Raw genomic sequence first — 20270 nt, 5'->3', positions numbered from 1 at the left:
CGCCAGGCGGGCCGCGCTCACCGCGCCATGCCAGCGATCCTGTCGCGGCATGGCCGATTCGCTTCAAGACATACCATGCATCCTTCCGAGGTTTTATTCCAGGGCAAACGCCAGCCGCTCCTCCTCCCCGCCTGCGACCATTATTGCGGCTCGGAGAAGCTGATGCGCAAATCGATGGCCCTGCAACAAGAGCTTGGGCCGGTCTTCGACATCACCTTCGACTGCGAGGACGGCGCCGCCGCGGGCAGCGAAGCCGAGCATGCGCTGCTGGTCACGCAGTTGCTGGGTAGCGAGGACAACCGCTTCAACCGCATCGGCGTGCGCCTGCACGACACCAACAGCCCGCATTTCGCGGGCGACGTCGCCGCCATCGTCGGCGCCAACGCAAACCGACTGGCCTACGTGGTGCTGCCCAAGGTGGAGAGCGCCGACGAAGTCGCGCAGGCGATCGCCCTGATCAACCAGCACGCAGCCAGGGCCGGCCGCCACGACCTGCCCGTACACGTGCTGATCGAGACCCACGGCGCCCTGCACGCGGCCTACGGGATCGCCGCCCTGCCCCAGGTCGAATGCCTGTCCTTCGGCATCATGGACTTTGTCTCCGCCCACTACGGCGCGGTGCCGGCCAGCGCGATGCGCACCCCGGGCCAGTTCACCCACCCGCTGGTGGTGCGCGCCAAGCTCGAGATGGTGGCGGCCTGCCACGCGCACGGCAAGGTGGCCTCGCATAATGTCACCACCGACATCAAGGACAGCGCGGTGGTCGCCAACGACGCCCAGCGCGCCGGCGCGGAATTCGGCTTCACCCGCATGTGGAGCATTCATCCGGACCAGATCAAGCCGATCCTGAAAGCCTTCACGCCGCGCCTGTCGGAAGTGAACGAGGCGACCAACATCCTGCTGGAAGCGATGGCCGCCGGCTGGGGCCCGATCGCCCAGCATGGCCGCTTGCACGACCGCGCAAGCTACCGATATTATTGGACCGTTTTGCAGCGCGCGAAGCTGGCCGGCCTGGCGCTGCCGGAAGCCGCGGCGGCAATCGTCAACCAAACGGATTCCCATTGATGGCCACCCTCCTCTTCCGATTCCTTGCCGCGGGCGCGTTCGCGCTGGCGGCAGCCGGCGTATGCGTACCGGCCCAGGCTGCACCCGACACCCATCCGAAGGCCGAAGCGGTCCTGAAGGCCAAGGCCAAGGCCGAGGCCAAAGCCAAGGCCGGTCCGAAGGCGAAGCGCGCCGCCACGGCGGCAGGAGCGGGCGCGGCGGCGGCCACGGCCGCAGCGGCGGCGCCCGCCGCCAGCCCCCAGGACGAAGCCGAGCCGGACATCACCGACACGCTTGTCACCGAATACGCCTGCGAGCTGGGCAACAAGATCACGATCTACACCAACGCCAACGACGAAGGCCATATCGCGCTGCGCTGGAAGAAGCGCCTGCACCGCCTGAACCGGGTCGGCACGACCACCGGCGCGCTGCGCTTCGAGAACCCGTACTGGGGACTGATCTGGATCGGCATCCCGGCCAAGGGCATCCTGCTGGACTCGAAACTGAACCGCCAGCTGGCCAACGAATGCAAGAACGCCGAGCAGGCCGCGCCCATCGTGGCGGCGGCGCCGGCTCCGAAGAACGGCTGATCCGCGGCTGACACCGTCGGATCGCCTGCTTGTGTAGTGAAGTACCGGAATAACAACATATCCCCACAGAAGGAGAGATCATGTCTCGCAACACCCTGAACACACTGAAGGAATTCCCGGCCGGCGCCGGCCGCACCGGCCAGTACTACTCGCTGCCGGCGCTGGGCGAAGCCCTCGGTGTGAACCTGTCGCGCCTGCCGGTGTCGATCCGTATCGTCCTCGAGTCCGTGCTGCGTAACTGCGACGGCAAGAAGGTCACCGAAGAGCACATCAAGCAGCTCGCCAACTGGGGCGCCACCGCCGAGCGCACCGAAGAGATCCCGTTCGTGGTCGCGCGCGTCGTGCTGCAGGACTTCACCGGCGTGCCGCTGCTGGCCGACCTGGCCGCGATGCGCAACGTCGCCGCCAAGACCGGCGCCGATCCAAAGAAGATCGAGCCGCTGGTGCCGGTCGACCTGGTGGTCGACCACTCGGTCACCATCGACCACTTCCGCGAGCCGAACGCGCTGGACCTGAACATGAAGCTGGAATTCCAGCGCAACAACGAGCGCTACCAGTTCATGAAGTGGGGCATGCAGGCCTTCGACACCTTCGGCGTGGTGCCGCCGGGCTTCGGCATCGTCCACCAGGTCAACCTGGAATACCTGGCGCGCGGCGTCATGAAGCAGGGCGACGTGTTCTACCCGGACACCCTGGTCGGCACCGACTCGCACACCACCATGATCAACGGCGTCGGCGTGGTCGGCTGGGGCGTGGGCGGTATCGAAGCCGAGGCAGGCATGCTCGGCCAGCCGGTCTACTTCCTGACCCCGGACGTCATCGGCGTCAACCTGACCGGCAAGCTGCGCGAAGGCTGCACCGCGACCGACCTGGTCTTGACCATCACCGAACTGCTGCGTAAAGAAAAGGTCGTCGGCAAGTTTGTCGAGTTCTTCGGCGCCGGCACCCGTTCGCTGTCGACCACCGACCGCGCCACCATCGCCAACATGGCCCCGGAATACGGCGCGACCATGGGCTTCTTCCCGGTGGACGAAGCGACCGTCGACTACTTCCGCGGCACCGGCCGTACCGAAGAAGAACTGGCTGCATTCGAAGGCTACTTCAAGGCCCAGGGCATGTTCGGCATCCCGCAAGCCGGCGAGATCGACTACACCCGCGTGGTGGAGCTGGACCTGTCGACCGTTACGCCTTCCCTGGCCGGCCCGAAGCGCCCGCAGGACCGTATCGAACTGGGCCACGTGAAGAACACCTTCACCGACCTGTTCAGCAAGCCGACCACCCAGAACGGCTTCAACAAGTCGCCCGACGACCTGCACAAGGTCTACGAGACCACCAACGGCGTGCGCGTGAAGAACGGCGACGTCCTGATCGCCGCGATCACGTCCTGCACCAACACCTCGAACCCGAGCGTGCTGCTGGCTGCCGGCCTGCTGGCCAAGAAGGCCGTCGAGCGCGGCCTGACCGTGGCTCCGCACATCAAGTCCTCGCTGGCCCCCGGCTCGCGCGTGGTCACCGAATACCTGACCGCCGCCGGCCTGCTGCCCTACCTGGACAAGCTGGGCTTCGGCGTGACCGCCTACGGCTGCACCACCTGCATCGGCAACGCCGGCGACCTGACCCCGGAACTGAACGCCGCGATCGTCGAGAACGACATCGTCGCCTCGGCCGTCCTGTCGGGCAACCGTAACTTCGAAGCGCGTATCCACCCGAACATCCGTTCGAACTTCCTGGCTTCGCCTCCCTTGGTGGTGGCCTACGCCATCGCCGGCAACATGACCCGCGACCTGATGAGCGAGCCGCTGGGCAAGGACCAGAATGGCGTCGACGTCTACCTGGGCGACATCTGGCCGTCGTCGCAGGAAGTGGGCGAACTGATGCGCTTCGCGATGAACTCGGAAGTGTTCCAGAAGAACTACGCCGACGTGAAGGGCAACCCGGGCGAACTGTGGCAGCGCGTGTCGTCGACCGAAGGCCAGGTGTACAACTGGCCTGAGTCGACCTACATCGCCGAGCCGCCGTTCTTCGCCGACTTCGAAATGACCCCGAAGGCAGCCGCCACCGGCATCCAGGGCGCGCGCGCGCTGGGCGTGTTCGGCGACTCGATCACCACCGACCACATCTCGCCGGCCGGCTCGATCAAGGAAGACGGTCCGGCAGGCAAATGGCTGAAGGACCACGGCGTCCTGAAGGCCGACTTCAACTCCTACGGCTCGCGCCGCGGCAACCACGAGATCATGATGCGCGGCACCTTCGCCAACGTGCGCATCAAGAACAAGATGATCCCGGCCAAGGCCGACGGTTCCGCGGTCGAAGGCGGCATCACCATCCACCAGCCGTCGGGCGAACAGCTGTCGATCTACGACGCGGCCATGAAGTACGTGGCGGAAGGCACCCCGACCATGATCTTCGGCGGCGAAGAGTACGGCACCGGCTCGTCGCGCGACTGGGCCGCCAAGGGCACCCAGCTGCTGGGCGTGAAGGCCGTGATCTGCCGTTCGTTCGAGCGTATCCACCGCTCGAACCTGGTGGGCATGGGCGTGCTGCCGCTGCAGTTCATCGGCAACGACAGCGTCGAGACCCTGGGCATCACCGGCAAGGAAACCTACGACCTGAAGGGCCTGGAAGGCGAGATCAAGCCGCAGCAACTGGCGACCCTGGTGATCCACCGCGAAGGCGGCGAATCGCAGGAAGTCCAAGTGCTGCTGCGTATCGACACCCCGATCGAAGTCGACTACTACAAGCATGGCGGCATCCTGCCGTTCGTGCTGCGCCAGCTGCTGGCTGCGTAAGCGACACCCCGTGACGGCCCGCGCAAGCGGGCCAGGTCAAGCGCGAAAGGCCGGGACCCGACAGGGTTCCGGCCTTTTGTTCGTCGATCGCGTGTGGCGGCTAGCGTCCGATGCCGATGCCGATCCCGATGCCCGATCCGCGCCCGCCGCTGCCAAAGCCGCCGAAAATAGATGTTGATATGCCACTGCGGCCGCTGCGCTGGGCCGACTGCAGCACGCAGTCGCGCCAGGGGTCGGACTGCATCGCGTAGCCGAGCTGGCTGCAGGCCGGTCCGAACTCGGCCATCATGCGCTCCATCTCCAGCTGCTGTTGCTGCGCCCGCTCCTGCGGCGTTGCACAAGCCATCAAGCACAGTGCGCTCGCTGCTGCCAATATCACGTTTCGCATAGCATTCTCCTTACATGAACAGGCCTTCGAACGGTCGACACGATGCCGGGATTCTGGCACACCCGGCTTGCCTGTCATAGAGGACAAGCGCTCATCGCGTCGTCGGACATCGCCCCGGTGCGCCACCCTTCCCGGCCCCGCACTATGATCGACCACCTCACCCACCGCAGCGAAGGAGAAAGGATGAACCGCTTCCAGGATCACGTCGTACTCGTCACCGGCGCCGCTTCCGGCATCGGCCTGGCCGCCGCCCGCCGTTTCCTCGATGAAGGTGCCCGGGTCGTCATGCTCGACATCGACGAAGCCTGCCTCAAGGCGTCGGCCGCACCCCTCCCGCAGGACCGCGTCCTCGTGCTGGTCGGCGACACCGCGCACAAGGACACAGCGGCCCGGGCCGTCAAGGCCGCCGTCGAACGCTTCGGCGGCCTGCACGTCCTGATCAACAACGCCGGCATGGCCACCGAAGGCGACATCCTGCACACCAGCGAAGAAGACTTCGCGCGCGTGATGGCGGTCAACGTGGGCGGCTATTTCCACATGGCCAAGGCGGCGATGCCGGAACTGGTGAAGAGCCGCGGCGCGATCGTCATGACCTCGTCCGTTTCCGGCCTCGGCGGCGACTGGGAACTGTTCGCCTATAACACCTCGAAAGGCGCGGTCAGCAACATGGTGCGCGCGATGGCCATGGACGCGGCCAGGGACGGCGTGCGCGTCAACGCCGTCAATCCCAGCTTCACCGTGAGCCGGATGACCGAGGACATGCTGGCCGACCCGGACCTGGTCGCGAAGTTCAGGGAACGCATGCCGCTTGGCGCCCCCGAGGATCCGGAAGGCGTGGCGGCGGCCATGGCCTTCCTGGCAAGCAAGGAGGCGCGGCTCATCACCGGCGTCAACCTGCCAGTGGACAACGGCCTGCGCGCGTCGAACGGCCAGCCACCGATGTCGTGACCCGTAAAAATGTCTGAATACCAAGCACTGTGTACGGCCGCGCACGGATCAACCAGGGTGCGAGGCGGATGATGGACTCATCGGGATCGCAGGCAGCGCCAGGTCTGCTCCCTCATCCAACGGAGGTCAACATGCTGTATACCATCGCCATCATCCTGCTTGTCCTGTGGCTGCTCGGCCTGGCCACCTCGGTCGCCGGTGGACTGATCCACATCCTGCTGGTCGCCGCCGTCGTCGTCATCCTGATCCGCCTGTTCACCGGCAAGAAGGTGCTTTGACGACCTGCCGCGCACCCAGCTAGCGCCAGCGCCAGGGCCGGAACCGGGGGTTCCGGCTCTTTCTCGTCCAAGCATGCGACACGGCCTGGCAGGAGTTGTTAGGATTTCGTCAATTCCACCATTCGAGGACACTCCCATGTCGACGTCCGTCACGGCCCGTCCGGCCTACCGGAGCCCGCCAGGCACGCTCCATACGATCCTGCTGGCAGGAACCGTTCCCCTCTTCCTCGGCGCCTTGCTGAGCGACATTGCCTACTACCAGAGCTACCAGATCCAGTGGAGCAATTTCGCCTCCTGGCTACTGGCGGGCGCCGAACTGTTCGGTGGCCTGGCGCTGCTGTTCGCGCTGGTGAACCTGGTGCGCACGCCGCGCAAGGGCGGCCGTCCCCTGCACTATGTCCTGCTGCTGCTGGCCGCCTGGGTGGTGGGCCTGATCGCTTCATTCCAGCATGCCAAGGATGCCTGGGCCGTGATGCCTGCCGGCCTGCTGCTGACGATCGTCGCCACCGTCCTCGCCTGCGCCGCGGCCTGGGCCGGGCTGAACACGCGGACGGAGGTGGCGCCATGAAACGGCCGATGCCCTTCACCCTGCTCGGCGCGGCCCTGCTGCTGGGCGCCTGCTCGAACGAAGCAAACAACACGCAAGCCTACGGGGCCGATCCGAAGCTGCCGGAACCGCAGCGCGGCCTGCTGCCCAGCATGAAGATCGCCGAGCCCACCGCCTGGGGCGACCGCAAGCCCAGCGTGCCGCAGGGCTTCACCATCACGGCGATCGCCACCGACCTGGGCATCCCGCGCCAGACCCTGGTGCTGCCGAACGGCGACATCCTGGTGGCCGAAGGCCGCGGCGGCAAAGCTGCCAAGCTCAAGCCCAAGGACGTGATCGCCGGCTACATCAAGGCCAAGGGCAATACCAAGGTCAAGAGCGGCAACCGCCTCACCCTGCTGCGCGACGCGGACGGCGATGGCAAGTACGAGCTGAAGACTGTGTTCGCGGACCAGCTCGATGCACCCTACGGCCTGGCCTTCGCCAACAACAAGATCTACGTCGCCAACCAGGGAGAGCTGGTCAGCTTCGACTACCAGCCTGGCCAGACCAAGGCCGCAGGCGCGCCGGCCAGCGTCGCGAAACTGCCGTCCGAGATCAACCACCACTGGACCAAGGCGCTGACCGTCAGTCCCGACGGGCGCTTCCTGTACGTCGGCATCGGCTCCAACAGCAACATCACCGAGCGCGGCATGGAAGCGGAAGTCGACCGCGCCATGGTGTGGCAGATCGACGCCGCCACCGGCGCCCACAAGCCGTATGCGACCGGCCTGCGCAATCCGACCGCACTGGCCATGCATCCGGAGACCGGGCAGTTGTGGTCGGTGGTCAACGAGCGCGACGAACTCGGTCCGGACCTGGTGCCGGACTATCTGACCTCGGTGCGCGAAGGCGGCTTCTACGGCTGGCCCTACAGCTACTGGGGCCAGAACGTGGACCCGCGCGTCAAGCCGCAGGATCCGAAGAAAGTGGCGTCCGCCATCAAGCCGGACTACAGCCTGGGCTCGCACGTGGCCGCGCTGGGCCTCTCGTTCTCGATCCCGGCCATGGGCGAGCGCTACGGGAATGGCGCCTTCGTGGGCGAGCACGGCAGCTGGAACCGCGACCACCCGGTCGGCTACAAGGTGATCTTCGTGCCCTTCCGGGACGGACGCCCGGCCGGCGAGCCGATCGACTTCGTCACCGGTTTTCGCGATGCGAACGGCAAGACGCGCGGGCGGCCGGTGGGCGTGACGGTCGATCCGCGCGGCGCCCTGATCGTCGCCGACGACCTGGCCAACACGGTGTGGCGGGTGACGCGTACCCCTTGAGGCCGCTAGCCGGCGTCAGGCAGGCGCGTGGCGTTCGAAATGCAGGCGGTCGTACCACAGGCCGCCGTGCTCGAAGCTGCGGCGCGAATGGCCGAACTGCACGAAGCCGTTGCGCGTCAACACCCGCGCCGAGGCCAGGTTGTCGATGCGGCAGTCGGCCTCGATGCGCTGCAGGCGCAGCCGGCCGAAGGCGATCTCCAGCAGCTGGCGCACGGCCTCGCCGGCATGGCCCTGGCCGCAGGATGCCTGCCCGATCCGGTAACCCAGCACCGCGCTGTGGAAATGCGCCCGCTTCACCAGGCTCAGGTTGACCCGCCCGATGATCCGTCCCGTTTCGTCCAGCGCCAGGAACTGGTAGCCGGTATCGGCGAAGGCATCCGCCATCGCCTGCGCCACCGCCAGGCCCACCCCTTCGCGCGAATAGTAGGAGGCCGGCCGCGCATTGATGCGGGCCTCGAAGAAGGCGCGGTTGTCCAGCTCGAAGGCGAGCAGCGCGTCGATGTCGCCGTGCGCCGGCGCGGCCAGGCGGATCATAGTTCAGCCCACATCCTGAGCAGGTTGTGGTAATGCCCGGTGATGCCGACCGTGGCCTCGTTCTCCCCATGGGTGGCGCGGATCTTCTGGATGTTGGTGTCCAGCTCGTACAGCATGGCGCGCCTGCCGTCGTCGCGCACCATGCTCTGGGTCCAGAGGAAGGATGCGACGCGCTCGCCGCGCGTCACCGGCAGTACCTGGTGCACGCTGCCGGCCGGATACACGATGGCGTCGCCGGCCGGCAGCTTCACCTCGTGCGTGCCGTAGGCATCGACCACCACCAGCTCGCCGCCCTCGTAGTCGTCCGGGTCGCTCAGGAACACCGTGGTCGAGACGTCGGCCCGCACCGGCGGCAGGCCGCCGCGCTGGGGCCGCACGGCGCCGTCCACGTGCAGGCCGTAGTGCTCGCCGCCGCCGTAGGCGTTGAAGTAAGGCGCCAGGATGCGCAGCGGCAGCACCGCCGAAAAGAACTGCGGGTTGGCCATCAGGGCCGCGCTGACCAGCTGGCCCAGCTCGACGCACAGGGGCGACCCTTCCTTCAGCTGGCGGTTGCGCTTGACCTGGGCGCCCTGCGGGCCGACGCTCTCGCGTCCATCGACCCATTCCGGCGCCCCCGCCATACGGGCGCGGATAGCGGCGACCTGCTCGCGCGTGAGCACACCCGGGATATGCAGCATCATGATCGTCGTCCTTCTCGAAAGAAAAAAGCCCTCCGGATCATATCAGGAGGGCAAATCCGGTTGCCCGGCGGGGGTGGTACCCGGGAATCAGAACTTGAGGTTCGCCATCAGCGAGGCCGACCGGCCCGCGCCCACGCCGGCGTAGTGCGGCGAGGAGACGCGGTCGAAGTACAGCTTGTTCGTCAGGTTCTGGATGTTGAGCTGGAACGACACGTTCGGATTCAGCGTATAGGTGGCCATCGCATCGAAGCGGGTGTAGGCCGGCGAATACTTGGTGTTGTTGACGTTGGCGAACTGGCGATCGACGAAGTTGGCGCCGCCGCCGATCGTCAGCGACTTGTTGAGCGCGTAGGTGGTCCACAGCGAGGCGCTGTGCTTGGGCGTGGTCGGGAAGGCATTGCCGTTGAACGGCGACGGCGTCCAGTTCGGCACCGCTGCCGTGCCGCTGTTCACGTAGCCGTTGTCGGCGATCACGCCGTGCAGGTAGGTGTAGCCGCCGAACACGGTCCAGGCGTTCGTGATGCGGCCGGACAGGCCGAACTCGACGCCTTCCAGCTCCTTGCGGCCCACGTTCTGCGTGGTGCCGTCCGGGGCGGTGACGCGGGCATTGTCCATGTCGCTCCTGAACACGGCGGCACTGGCCGACAGGCGGCCGCCCGGCAGCACTTCCCACTTGGTGCCCAGCTCGATGCTGCGGCTCTTCTGCGGCTGCAGGTTCTGCACCTGCACGGTCAAGGCGTCCAGGCCATCGCCGCCGTCATTGCCCGGCGGGGTGGCCGAAGTCGCCCACGAGACGTAGATGCTGCCGTTCGCCTTCGGCTTGTAGACCAGGCCAGCCTGGTAGGTGTCGAAGGTAGAGTTGACCTCGGCGCGGGTGGCGGCGGCGGTCGCCGTAGCCGGGGTATCCAGGCGGCTCTGGAAGTCGTCCCAGCGCGCGCCGATGTTGAGCAGCCACTGCGGCGTGAATTCGATGGTGTCGAAGCCGTACACGGCGCGGGTGCGGGTCTTGACGCTGGTGAGCGTCGGCGACTGACTGCGGGTCGTGTTCCAGGGCTCGTAGGGGTTCGGATTGACCAGGGTGGTGCAGTTGTAGAGGGTCGTGCTGCCTGCCGTCGGGCAGGTGAAGGTACCGGTCAGCGGGTTGTTGGTGCCGGGGCTGAACACATAGCTGCCGCGGTCGGTCTGCTCGCGCGAGAACTCGACGCCCGCATTGAAGCTGTGCTTGATGCCACCGGTGGCGAAGTTGCCGCTCAGGCTGGTCGAGTTGGCCAGGGTCTCGGTGTCGACGACGCGGGTGTTCGCGCGGCGCCACACGGTGCCGTAGCGGACGGTGTTGCCCTTGGAGTCGTCGGGCTGGGTCCAGACATAGTCCTGGCCGCTCTTGCCCCAGCGCGTCACGTTGCGCAGTGCCAGGTTGGCGCTCAGCTCGTGGCGCAGGTCGACCGTGGCGACATCGGTTTCGGTGTCGCGGAAGTCGCGGTTGGCCAGGCCATAGAAGGCTTCGCGGTCGACCGTGAACGGCGTGCCGCCGCCGTTCTTCGCCATGTCGGGACCGCTGCTGACCGGGTTGTCGAAGGGGATGCCGGTATCCGGGATCTCGCTGCTCTGCATGTGGTAGTAGCTCAGCACGGCGCGGGTCGGGCCCGTCAAGCCGAAGGTCACGCTCGGGGCGATGCCCCAGCGATCGCCGCCCACAACGTCACGGCCGGGAACGTCGTTCTCGTGCGCCATCAGGTTCAGGCGGAAGGCGGCGTTATTGCCCAGCACGCGGTTGATGTCGCCGGTGACGCGGCGGTACTTGTCGGTGCCGATGCCGAGGGTAGCGTTGTTGAAGTCGTATTCCTTCGCGGTCTTGGTCACGATATTGATGCCGCCGCCGGCCGAGGAGCGGCCGCCCAGCGCCGAGTTCGGACCCTTGACCACTTCGACCTGCTCGATCGCGAAGATCTCGCGCGACTGCGAGCCGGAATCGCGCACGCCGTCGATATAGGTGTCGGTCTGGGCGTTGTAGCCGCGAATGAACAGGTTGTCGCCCACCGGGTTGCCGCCTTCGGCCGCACCGATGGTGATGCCCGGGACGGTGCGCAGCGCATCGGTCAGCGACACGGCGCCGGTCTGGGAGATGGTTTCCGAGGTCACCACGGTGACCGATTTCGGGGTATCGAGCAGGGGTGCGGTGAACTTGTCGGAGCTGGCGCGCACCGGGCCCTGCACCGAACGGTCGGCGCCGGCATTGATGCGCACCTGCGGCAGGCTGGCGCCCTCCGGCAGCTCGGGGGCGTCCTCGACCCCGCTGGCGGCAGCCAGCGGCATCGCCAGCGACGCCAGCATCGCCAGGGCCGGGGCTACCAGGGCGGGAACGGACGAACGGACGTGTTTCTTGCTCTTGATGAAGGTCTTGCTGGCCTGCGCAGTGATCTTGGTCATTTTTTCTTGAGTGGGAAAACGGATCCTGGCGGCCCGAATTCTAAATTTAAATGAGAACGATTCGCATTATGGTTTCGATTTAGATTTTTTGCAAGCGCTTCGTCCCATCCGGCGCGGTGCAAGCATGAACGCGTGGCCTGTGGCCGAATCAACTACAATACCGGGGATATGGGTTTATCATGACCTTGACCATTACTTGAAAAAAGAGACCCCTAGCGCCATGCGTCGTCCTTCCAAAGATTCATCCCCCAAACTCTCCGCCGAAAGCCAGCGTCTCGTCAGCATCGCGCAAGCCATCATGCAGGCCGCCAGCCGCGTCGAGGAACGGACCTGGGAGCGCCAACTGGACACGCAACTGCAGAAGCTGCTCAAGACGAATCACCAGGACAGCATCGACAGCGCGCTGAACGCCCTGTTCCGCGACGACCTCGGCGCCTATGACGTGCTGATGGATGCGGTGGAAGCCGTGAGTGAATCGGCCACCATGGTCGAGCAGCAGGAGGGCGGCGACGTCACCTGGCAGGCCCTGCTGGTGGCCGCGCCGGTGCTCGCCTGGACCCGCTTCAACATCGCCTCCGGCACTATCCCGCCAGAGATGCTGAGCACGCTGCAGGCGCATTTCTCGGCCCACCTGCTGGCCGAAGGCACCCGCGTCGCGATGGCCCCTACCCTGTACTCGATCGACCAGCTGCCGCGCACCCATGCCGAAACCTATGCGCTGACCCACAAGCTGGCAGCCGCCGCGCACAAGGGCGGCACGGTCAAGCCGGCGGCGCGCGGCGAGGATACCGCGCCCTTCCTGGCCGACACCCGCTACCTGCTGGTGGCGATCGTCGCCCCGCAAGGCGCACCCATGTTCCGCTGGCAGGAACCGCAACACCACATCGGCTTCGCAGAAGAACGCAACCGCGCGCTGGAACAGTGGCGCGCCCAGGGTTCGGCGAACATTGCGCGCCTGCTGCCGGGTTGCGGCGTCGAACTGCTGCTGCCGGAAGCGTATTACGTGGCCTGCCGCGAGGCCGACAAGCTGATCCGTCCAATCTCGATCCGCGCCGCCGTCCATTACCTGACCCATACGCTGGGCGTGGAGGCATCGGACCTGCGCGCCGTGATCGCCGGCTTCGGGGAGGAATCGGCCGATATCCAGATCGACGAATACCGGGTCGCGTTCACGATGCGCCAGGACAGCGAAGTCATGTACGGCATCGTGTGGCCGCTGTACGGCCAGGAAGACGAGAACGGCACCCCCATGGAAGGACCGTTCGCGGCCGGTCCGGCCCCGCTGACCCCGATCAACGAGATCGTGGCCCACCTGAACGAGGCCGGCATCGCGCACATCAAGCGCATCGGCGAACGCTATGTCGCCGAATACTGCGACGACTGCGGCGCGCCCCTGTTCGCCGACCCGACCGGCGAGCTGGTGCATGCGGAAATGCCGGAAGACACGCCGGCCGGCACCGAGCACTTCCACTGAGCCGCCGGGGGCGGCCGGGGCCATCCAGGCCTATGCCCGGCCCAGGCCGTTCTTGACGGCGTAGACATACAGCTTGAGCCGGTTGTCGACCTCGAGCTTCTGGTAGATCGAGGACAGGTGGTTGCGCAGGGTGTGCTCGCTCATGCACAGCACGGCCGCCAGCTCGCGGTTGCCGAGCCCGGAATGTTCGACCAGCTTGCGCACGATGTCGTTTTCCTTGGCGGTCAGCAGCGCATGCCGGCTCTGGCGCGCCGACTTGATCTGCTCGCGCGCCTGCTGGTACTGGAAGACACGTGCGGTGGTCATCCGGTCCAGCCACAGTTCGCCCCGGTGGACACTCTCGATTGCCTTCAGCACGACCTCGGCATCGGCCTCTTTCCTGACGACGCCATGCGCGCCGTGCAGGACGGCCTGGTCGGTGCGCGCCTCGTCGCGTACCCCGGTCAGGACGAGGATCCTGGCGCGGCAGCAGGCATGCAGCTGCGGGATCAGCTGCACGCCGTCGGTGGCGCCCAGGTCCATGTCAAGCACGATCACGTCGGGCTGGAGCGCGCGCGCCAGTTGCAGCGCGTCCTCGGCACCGCTGGCGGCGCCCGCCACCGCCATGGCGGGCTGGCGGCTGCCGAACAGCAGCACGCTGAACAGGACATAAGCGGCGATCACGGCCCGGGTCAAGGCGACCGAGTAGACATTGCCGGGAACGTCGATCAGATAGGCGACGAGCACGATGCTGGCCAGGACCAGGCGTGCGCTGGCGACCAGGGAAGGACGGTCTCGAGAGGAGATCGAGACGGTGGCCGCGACGGTGCTTTTGCCATTCTTGGTATGTCCGTTGACGGAACACCAATTTAACGGGCACAAGCGTAAATATCAAGGCCTCACGATTCAGGCGGCCGCGGCAACAACGGCAGCGGGCCGGCGTGCTGCGGCCCGACCGGCGTCAAGGCTGCCGGACCACGCCGGCCGCCGGTTCCCGGATGGCGGCAATGACACGCGTCGCGAACTCGGCCACATTGCCCGCATGCCAGCGCCAGACGATCACCAGGTCGTGCTCGGGCGAGACGAGGATACTGTTGCTGCCCGCACCTAGCGCGGCATAGGCACTGGCCGGCAGGCCGGGCAGGTTCTTGCCCTGGGTATTCAGCCACCACAGGTAGCCATAATCCGGCCCGTGCGCGCTGGGACTGAGCGCTTCCCTTACGTAGGAGGCTGGCAGCAGCTGCCTGCCGTTCCAGGCGCCGCCGCGCAGCCACAGGTAGCCGAAGCGCGCCATGTCCCAGGAATCGATCCACATGCCGCCGCCCCAGCGCGTACCGCCGCTGACGGACGGAAGCTGCTTGCCGTTCAATTCCACATAGCTGTTGTGGTAAGGCACCCACTTCCAGCGATTCGACGCGCCGATCGGGTCCATCACCTGCTCCTTGAACACCTGCGGCACCGGCTGGCCAAACACGTGCAGCAGCGACAGCGCGAAGCGGTTGATCCGCACGTCGTTGTATTCATAGTAGCTGCCCGGCGCCTGCAAGGCGCGCGGCTTGCGCTCGCCCGCGCCAAAGGCTGCCTGGCCGACGAAGTCGGCGTTCTTGCCCCACAGGCTGCCTTCCCACTCGGTTTCCTGCTGCAGGTGCTGCTTCCAGGTGACCTGGGCATTGCGCGCCGAGGCATAGCCGCCATCGAGGACGCGCCTGCCCACCGCTTCGTCCAGTGCGATGCGGCCGTCGCGCACGGCCACGCCGGCGACGGTGGCCAGCATGCTCTTTGCCACCGAATAGGTCGGGTCGACGAACCCGGTGTCGCCGAATTCGGCCACCACATACCCCTTGTAGATCACCAGCCCGTTGGTGCGGGCGCGCTCGGTCGGCATCGAGCCCAGGCGGGTACCGAAGGTGGCTTCCTGGTCGGAGAAATCGAGGGCGCGGGTGGTCTCGCGCGCTTGCGCGAACTGCACGGCGGCAGCCAGGGCCGCCGGGTCGATGCCGAGCTCGGCGGGCGCCTTGCGGGCCCACCCGCCGGGCGGCGGAAAATAGGGGGCGGCAACGGACGCGGGGCTGCCTGCCGTGGCGGCGCAGCCGGCGAGCGCGGGCAGCAGCGCGGCCAGGCCCAGCATCAACATGCCGCGGCGCGACGCTTGCGCCAGAGAGTTCGTGAGGTCGACGTTCACCGGGTGCTCCACTGCGAATAGGGAAAACGGATCAGGCTGGCGTTGTAGTAGCGCGGATCGCCGCTGACTTCCGCGCCGATCCAGTCCGGCTTGTCGAAAACGGCATCCTCGGATGGCAGTTCGATCTCGGCCACCACCAGGCCTGCGTTCTCGCCCAGGAACTCGTCGACCTCCCATGTAAAGCCGGCATGCGCGATGCGGCGCCGGTATTTTTCGACCAGCGGACGCTCGCACAGGTTGTCGAGCAACTCCTGCGCTTCGGAAAGCGGAATCGGATATTCCCACTCGCCGCGGCTGACGCCCGTGCCCTTGCTCTTGATGGTAAGCACACCGGCATCGCCCTCGATGCGCACGCGCACGGTGCGCATCGGGTCCGAGCACAGGTAGCCCTGGCGCAGCAGGACCGGCTCACCAAGCTGGCGCCAGGCCTCGCCGCTGGGCAGGAATTTGCGCTCGATCTCGATGCCCATGCCCTGCCCTCAGTCGAGCGTCTGCAGGATCGGCGTCAGGATCGCCGCGCCCAGCGCCGCGCTGCGCGCGCCGTTCCAGCCGGTGTGCGGGTCGGGCAGGTTGGCATTGTCCTTGAACGGCATTTCCAGGGTCAGCGACAGGCACTTGAAGGTATGGCCGATGTACTTCGAGGCCAGGGTCAGCAGTTCCTCGTTGTACTTGCTGGCCGCGTAGCCGTATACGTTCTGGAAATCGGGGCTGGCCGCCATGTAGCGTTCGATGAAGGCGGTCTGGGTCGCGAGGCGCTCCGGGGTGAAGTCGGCCAGCATTTCGCTGCCGGCCACGAAATTGTAGGGAAGCGCTTCGTCGCCGTGGATGTCGAAGAACATGTCGACCCCGGTCTCATGGATCTTGTCCTTGACGCACAGCACTTCCGGGCTGCGCTCGCGCGAAGGCGTCATCCATTCGCGGTTCAGGTTGGCGCCGGCCGCGTTGGTGCGCAGGTTGCCGCGCACCGAGCCGTCCGGGTTCATGTTCGGCACGATGTAGAAGACGGCGCGCTGCAGCAGCTTGCGCGCCACCGGGTTGGCGCTGTCCAGCAGCGCATCCATCATTCCCTCGACGAACCATTCGGCCATGGTCTCGCCCGGATGCTGGCGCGCGATCACCCAGATCTTCTTTTCCGCCTGCGGATTGCCGATCACGACCAGGTTCATGTCGCGGCCGTCGACCGTGGTGCCGATGTCCAGCACGCGTGCCACCGGGTTCTCGGCCACTTCGCCCAGCAGGCGCAGGTGGCGCTCCCAGGTGTAGGGCTCGAAATAGGCGTAATAGATGCTGTCGAGTTCCGGCGTATGGTTGACCGTCATCACCTGCCCGTCGAAGCTGGTCGGCACGCGGAACCAGTTCTCGGTATCGTAGCTGGCCGCCACCTGGTAGTCCTCGAAACCCTTCGGATAGGTGGCCTGGCCGGCGTTCAGGAAACGGATCGTGCAGGCCTGGTCGCGCACGCCCTGCAGGCGGAAGTGGAACCACTGGTGGATGTCGGCGTGCGAGTCCTTGCGCAGGTTCAGGTCGATCGCTTTCGGGCCGTCGGCGCGCACGACCTCGATGGCGCCGGAATCGAAGCATTGGCTGATTTTGATGGGCATGGCGGTTCCTTCTTTAGCGGGTCGAAAAATGCGCACCGTGCCGGAGCGGGCGGGCGCTGCCGGCCCTGCGCGCCCGGCGCCGGATCACTGCGCGTCGAGGTCGATCAGGTCCTTCGCGTACATGATCATGATCTGGCGCATCAGCTCGACGTTGCCGCGGTCGAGCACGACGGTCAGGTCTTCCTTGGCGTCGAGGACGAAGGTCATGCGGATCGCGCCGGGCAGTTCCTTGCACTGCACGTACTGGGCGCGCGGGGTGTAGGGATTGTCCCAGTCCTGCTGGGTGATCGCGGGAGGGGCCGGCGGCGCCTGCAAATTCGGATCCTGGTTGACCGGCAGGTGCTTGAGCAGCCAGAACACGATGACGGCTGGCACGTAAATGCAGAGGTCGCTTGCGCCCTTGCTGGAAAACTTGACCAGCAACAGATTGCCGACCCGGTCGCAGGACATGGACATGCTCTTGACTTGACGAATTACCGCTGGTTTCACGACGACGTTCCTAGGGAAAAGGTTGAAAAAGGCGCAGCGATTCTACCGCATCCCACCGTCCCGTTGTGTGGTATCGCGGTCGCCAAAACAAAACGGGGAGCTTGCGCTCCCCGTCATCATCTGCCTGTCACCCGTGGCGGGGCAGGCCGCGCCGCGCCCTATTCCTTCGAGCCACGGCCCCCCTGGGAATTGCGGCCGCCCTTGGAGGAAGCGGCGCGCGATGGACCGCCCGAACCGGCGCTGGCCGACTGGCGGTTGCCGTGGCTCATGCTGCCGGCGCGGCGGGCTTCTTCCGAGGTGAATTCGTGGGCCGTACCCTTGGCATGGGCGGCCTTGCCGCCCTGGCTGGCGATTTCCCGCTGGCGCGCCGGATCCATCGATGCGAAACCACGGTTGCGGGTACCGCTGCTCTGGCTGTTACCGCCCTGGTTGCCGCCTTGCTTGTTACCTTGATTACCTGAGGCCATGATCATGTTCTCCCTTGTACGCTATGAACCGCCGCGTCCTGCGGCAGGCTTGCTCCGGCTGCACCCGAAGCCCGATGAGCAGCCAGCGAAATCATCTTAGGTAGGACGGATGAATGCCGGTATAGGACGTTTTCAGATGACTTTGTAGGACTTCACGCGACAGAAAATGCACCAGTGAAAATACACTTCCGGTAGTCAACAAACCTGCGGCCAGCCCTTCAGTATCCGTCCTACACGACACCCCTACGTCTTCCTATACTGTATCCATGGATGGCGGAGCATCATGGCAATTCAGGCGCGGCCGAGGCCAGCGCCGGCATCTCGAAAGGAGTCGACATGGACGCGAACCAACGTAGCGAGTTCAACAACCAGACCAATAACGGCGCCAACGAAAAATGGACGCCCGGCGCCAAGGGCAACACCGGAAGCGGTCCGCTCGACCACACTTATCCGCAGGGTCCGGGACAGGACGCGGTGATCCGTGGCGAGAATGAAATGCAGGCTGCGCAGGACCCGTCGCGCATGGGCCAGCAGGAAGTCGCCGCCGAGGATGGCGGCCGGGCCGACCATGAAACGACACTGCCGGGCGCCGTTCCGACAGACTTGCCGGGCGGTTCGCTGCAGAGCCAGCAAACTGGCGGCTCGGGACCGCAGCAGGGCATTACCGACAGCCACCAGCGCGCCATGGAGCAGCATTCGCAGGCCTGGGGCCTGCTCGAGCAACCCGTCGGCCACCGCGCCAGGGATTCCGGCACCGACCTGCGCGCCCATCCGGCCAACCAGGCCGGCCACAGCCAGGACGCGCATGCCATGAACCCGCAGGATCCGGCCCAGCCCGAACTGCAGGGCGGCTCGCTTGGCGCCCACCACGGCATGGCGCCCGGCACCTACCAGTCCCAGGGCACGACCGCCCAGGTCGGCTACGGCAACCAGCAGAGCGCGGCAGCCCATGGCGAGGGGACCGGCATGGCGATCGGCCCGCATCCGCAGCAACAGCCCAGGAGGGAACAATGAACAATCCACATCAGCAGGAGCAGCAGGACAGCACCGACCGTAGCGGCTCGCAGACCGGCCACGACGGACGCGAAGCCGGCAGCGCCGACGTGCACCAGTCGAACGACGTGGCCGGCGGCCTGCCGCGCAGCCCGGGCAATAGCGGTCCGCGCACCGAGGACCAGGGCTGGAAGCCGGGCCAGAGCGTGCAGGCCGAGACCGATCCGGTCCACGAATCGAACGACGTGGCCGGCGGACTGCCGAAGAGCCCGGCCGGTGCCAACCGGCTTGCGGGCGACCGCAAGATGGACGACGACACCGGTTTCTCGCGCCAGTAGTCTTTTCCCCATCGCGGGGAGGCTGTCCCCTCCCCGTTCTCTCCCATGGATCCTTGTGGATCCTTGATCCACATCCAGGCTAGCCCAGCCGGGGGGAACCGCGCATCCGCGCCTGACTCCAAACCTACTCGACACGCCCTGGCATTCGCGGGTGCACCCGTGACTCGCGATCCGGCGGGCGCGTGCGGGCCAATGTGGAGACGGGACATGCCTGATAGTACGGATGAGGACAACATTGCGGTATCGGTGATCGTGCCCGCTTGCGGCCGCCTCGACCTGCTCGACCGCTGCCTGGACGCACTGGTGCGCCAGGCGCTCGACCCGCGGCACTACGAGATCGTCGTCGTCGATGACGAGCCCAACCACAATACCCTGCACCTGGTCTCCGGCTGGCGCAGCCGCAGTGTCGAGCGCGGCCCGCACCTGTCCTATGTTGCCAATCCGGGACCGGCCGGCCCCGCCTCGGCCCGCAACCGCGGCTGGCGTACCGCGCGCGCGTCCATCCTTGCCTTCACCACCGATGACGCAGTGCCCGGCCCGCGCTGGCTGGCGGCCGGGCTGGCCGCCTTTGGCGACGGGGCCGATGTCGTCTGCGGCCGCATCCAGGCATCGGCGCCCGCCCGCGCCGCCGAGCGGCAGTTGCGCGCGCCGGGTCCCGAGGAAGCCGGCTTTACCAGCGCCAGCTGTTTCTTCCGCAAGCACGTGCTGGAGGGCCTGGACGGATTCGACGAGCGCTTCAGCCTGCCGCGCGCGGGTGATGCCGACATGTACTTCCGCCTGCTGGAACAAGGCGTGCGGATCGTGCGCGCGCCGGACGCGCTGGTGGACTATCCGCTGCCCCCGCCGCCCTGGGGCGCGAGCCTGCTGCAGATCCGTCATGTGGTGTTCGATGCCCTGCTCTACAAGAAACATCCGGCGCTGTACCGGCAGATGGTGGAGCCGCGCCCATGCTGGAACCACTACGCGATCACCGGCCTGCTGCTGCTCGCGCTGGCCGGGCTGCTGGCTGGACTGCCGGTCCTGGCTGGCCTGGGCTGGGCCGCCTGGCTGGCGCTGACGGCGCGCCTGTGTGCGCAGCGCCTGCGCGGCCTGGCGCACACGCCGCTCCAGCTGGCCGAGATCGTACTCACTTCAGCCCTGCTGCCGCCCTTGACGGTGTTCTGGCGGCTGGCGGGCGCGCTGCGCTACCGGGTGCGATTCGCATGAGGCCTT

General features: G+C 66.6%; 21 protein-coding genes. 11 read left to right on the top strand and 10 right to left on the bottom strand.

Features of this window, described 5'->3' with window-relative positions:
- The first annotated feature begins 75 nt into the window (after positions 1-75).
- The 3 genes from LE190_RS02990 to acnA all read left to right on the top strand — a co-directional run bounded on the left by LE190_RS02990 (position 76) and on the right by acnA (position 4423).
- On the top strand, positions 76-1065 hold the full coding sequence (locus tag LE190_RS02990; protein ID WP_225237314.1) for an HpcH/HpaI aldolase/citrate lyase family protein: 990 nt from the start codon (positions 76-78) through the stop codon (positions 1063-1065).
- Positions 1065-1634, top strand: coding sequence for a hypothetical protein (locus LE190_RS02985; protein ID WP_225237313.1), 570 nt, complete (start codon positions 1065-1067; stop codon positions 1632-1634). The genes LE190_RS02990 and LE190_RS02985 overlap by 1 nt, the downstream gene beginning before the upstream one ends.
- Positions 1635-1714: 80 nt before the next feature.
- Positions 1715-4423: an aconitate hydratase AcnA gene (gene acnA / locus LE190_RS02980; protein WP_225237312.1), complete on the top strand. Its 2709-nt coding sequence runs from the start codon at positions 1715-1717 to the stop codon at positions 4421-4423.
- A 100-nt stretch (positions 4424-4523) separates the two neighbouring features.
- Here the strand turns inward: acnA and LE190_RS02975 are convergent, their stop codons facing one another.
- The gene (locus tag LE190_RS02975) at positions 4524-4811 is read right to left on the bottom strand and encodes a hypothetical protein (RefSeq protein ID WP_225237311.1); all 288 of its coding nucleotides are present in this window, start codon (positions 4809-4811) and stop codon (positions 4524-4526) included.
- Between the two features lie 183 nt (positions 4812-4994).
- On the opposite strand from LE190_RS02975, the gene budC reads away from it, so the two are divergent.
- The 4 genes from budC to LE190_RS02955 all read left to right on the top strand — a co-directional run bounded on the left by budC (position 4995) and on the right by LE190_RS02955 (position 7894).
- Positions 4995-5759, top strand: a complete 765-nt coding sequence (gene budC, locus LE190_RS02970) for a meso-2,3-butanediol dehydrogenase (RefSeq protein ID WP_225237310.1) — start codon at positions 4995-4997, stop codon at positions 5757-5759.
- A 131-nt stretch (positions 5760-5890) separates the two neighbouring features.
- Positions 5891-6037, top strand: a complete 147-nt coding sequence (locus LE190_RS02965; RefSeq protein ID WP_225237309.1) for a lmo0937 family membrane protein — start codon at positions 5891-5893, stop codon at positions 6035-6037.
- A gap of 136 nt (positions 6038-6173) precedes the next feature.
- Positions 6174-6605 carry a DUF2231 domain-containing protein gene (locus LE190_RS02960; protein WP_225237308.1) on the top strand — a complete coding sequence of 144 codons (432 nt, stop codon included), beginning with the start codon at positions 6174-6176 and terminating at the stop codon, positions 6603-6605.
- The gene (locus LE190_RS02955; protein WP_225237307.1) at positions 6602-7894 is read left to right on the top strand and encodes a PQQ-dependent sugar dehydrogenase; all 1293 of its coding nucleotides are present in this window, start codon (positions 6602-6604) and stop codon (positions 7892-7894) included. The genes LE190_RS02960 and LE190_RS02955 overlap by 4 nt, the downstream gene beginning before the upstream one ends.
- Before the next feature lie 15 nt (positions 7895-7909).
- Here the strand turns inward: LE190_RS02955 and LE190_RS02950 are convergent, their stop codons facing one another.
- The 3 genes from LE190_RS02950 to LE190_RS02940 all read right to left on the bottom strand — a co-directional run bounded on the left by LE190_RS02950 (position 7910) and on the right by LE190_RS02940 (position 11535).
- A complete protein-coding gene (locus tag LE190_RS02950; RefSeq protein WP_225237306.1) occupies positions 7910-8428 on the bottom strand; it encodes a GNAT family N-acetyltransferase in 519 nt (172 codons plus the stop codon).
- Positions 8425-9108, bottom strand: a complete 684-nt coding sequence (locus LE190_RS02945; protein ID WP_225237305.1) for a Fe2+-dependent dioxygenase — start codon at positions 9106-9108, stop codon at positions 8425-8427. The genes LE190_RS02950 and LE190_RS02945 overlap by 4 nt, the downstream gene beginning before the upstream one ends.
- Before the next feature lie 87 nt (positions 9109-9195).
- Positions 9196-11535, bottom strand: coding sequence for a TonB-dependent receptor (locus LE190_RS02940; RefSeq protein WP_225237304.1), 2340 nt, complete (start codon positions 11533-11535; stop codon positions 9196-9198).
- Between the two features lie 220 nt (positions 11536-11755).
- Here LE190_RS02940 and LE190_RS02935 point away from each other — a divergent pair, with 220 nt between their 5' ends.
- The gene (locus tag LE190_RS02935; protein WP_225237303.1) at positions 11756-13009 is read left to right on the top strand and encodes a DUF2863 family protein; all 1254 of its coding nucleotides are present in this window, start codon (positions 11756-11758) and stop codon (positions 13007-13009) included.
- A gap of 30 nt (positions 13010-13039) precedes the next feature.
- Here LE190_RS02935 and LE190_RS02930 read toward each other — a convergent pair whose 3' ends face one another.
- From LE190_RS02930 to LE190_RS02905, 6 genes are all read right to left on the bottom strand, one after another.
- Positions 13040-13870 (bottom strand): response regulator transcription factor, encoded by an 831-nt coding sequence (locus LE190_RS02930; protein ID WP_225237302.1) that lies wholly within the window; start codon positions 13868-13870, stop codon positions 13040-13042.
- 79 nt (positions 13871-13949) lie between these two features.
- Complete coding sequence (locus tag LE190_RS02925) at positions 13950-15170, bottom strand: serine hydrolase domain-containing protein (RefSeq protein WP_225237301.1); 1221 nt, start codon at positions 15168-15170, stop codon at positions 13950-13952.
- The gene (locus tag LE190_RS02920; protein WP_225237300.1) at positions 15167-15640 is read right to left on the bottom strand and encodes a CYTH domain-containing protein; all 474 of its coding nucleotides are present in this window, start codon (positions 15638-15640) and stop codon (positions 15167-15169) included. The genes LE190_RS02925 and LE190_RS02920 overlap by 4 nt, the downstream gene beginning before the upstream one ends.
- Before the next feature lie 9 nt (positions 15641-15649).
- Positions 15650-16771: a M14 family metallopeptidase gene (locus LE190_RS02915; RefSeq protein ID WP_225237299.1), complete on the bottom strand. Its 1122-nt coding sequence runs from the start codon at positions 16769-16771 to the stop codon at positions 15650-15652.
- Positions 16772-16855: 84 nt separating this feature from the next.
- A complete protein-coding gene (locus LE190_RS02910) occupies positions 16856-17227 on the bottom strand; it encodes a hypothetical protein (protein ID WP_224942782.1) in 372 nt (123 codons plus the stop codon).
- A gap of 191 nt (positions 17228-17418) precedes the next feature.
- On the bottom strand, positions 17419-17727 hold the full coding sequence (locus LE190_RS02905) for a KGG domain-containing protein (protein WP_225238042.1): 309 nt from the start codon (positions 17725-17727) through the stop codon (positions 17419-17421).
- Positions 17728-18063: 336 nt separating this feature from the next.
- Here LE190_RS02905 and LE190_RS02900 point away from each other — a divergent pair, with 336 nt between their 5' ends.
- From LE190_RS02900 to LE190_RS02890, 3 genes are all read left to right on the top strand, one after another.
- On the top strand, positions 18064-18741 hold the full coding sequence (locus LE190_RS02900) for a hypothetical protein (protein WP_225237298.1): 678 nt from the start codon (positions 18064-18066) through the stop codon (positions 18739-18741).
- The gene (locus tag LE190_RS02895) at positions 18738-19058 is read left to right on the top strand and encodes a hypothetical protein (protein ID WP_225237297.1); all 321 of its coding nucleotides are present in this window, start codon (positions 18738-18740) and stop codon (positions 19056-19058) included. The genes LE190_RS02900 and LE190_RS02895 overlap by 4 nt, the downstream gene beginning before the upstream one ends.
- Before the next feature lie 207 nt (positions 19059-19265).
- Positions 19266-20264 carry a glycosyltransferase family 2 protein gene (locus LE190_RS02890; protein WP_225237296.1) on the top strand — a complete coding sequence of 333 codons (999 nt, stop codon included), beginning with the start codon at positions 19266-19268 and terminating at the stop codon, positions 20262-20264.
- The last annotated feature ends 6 nt before the right edge of the window (positions 20265-20270 follow it).

The organism is Massilia hydrophila, assembly GCF_020208145.1.
In the GTDB taxonomy this organism is placed as follows: domain Bacteria; phylum Pseudomonadota; class Gammaproteobacteria; order Burkholderiales; family Burkholderiaceae_D; genus Telluria; species Telluria hydrophila.
The sequence above is the reverse complement of the archived record's forward strand: the minus strand, read 5'-3'. Positions and strand labels throughout refer to the sequence as shown.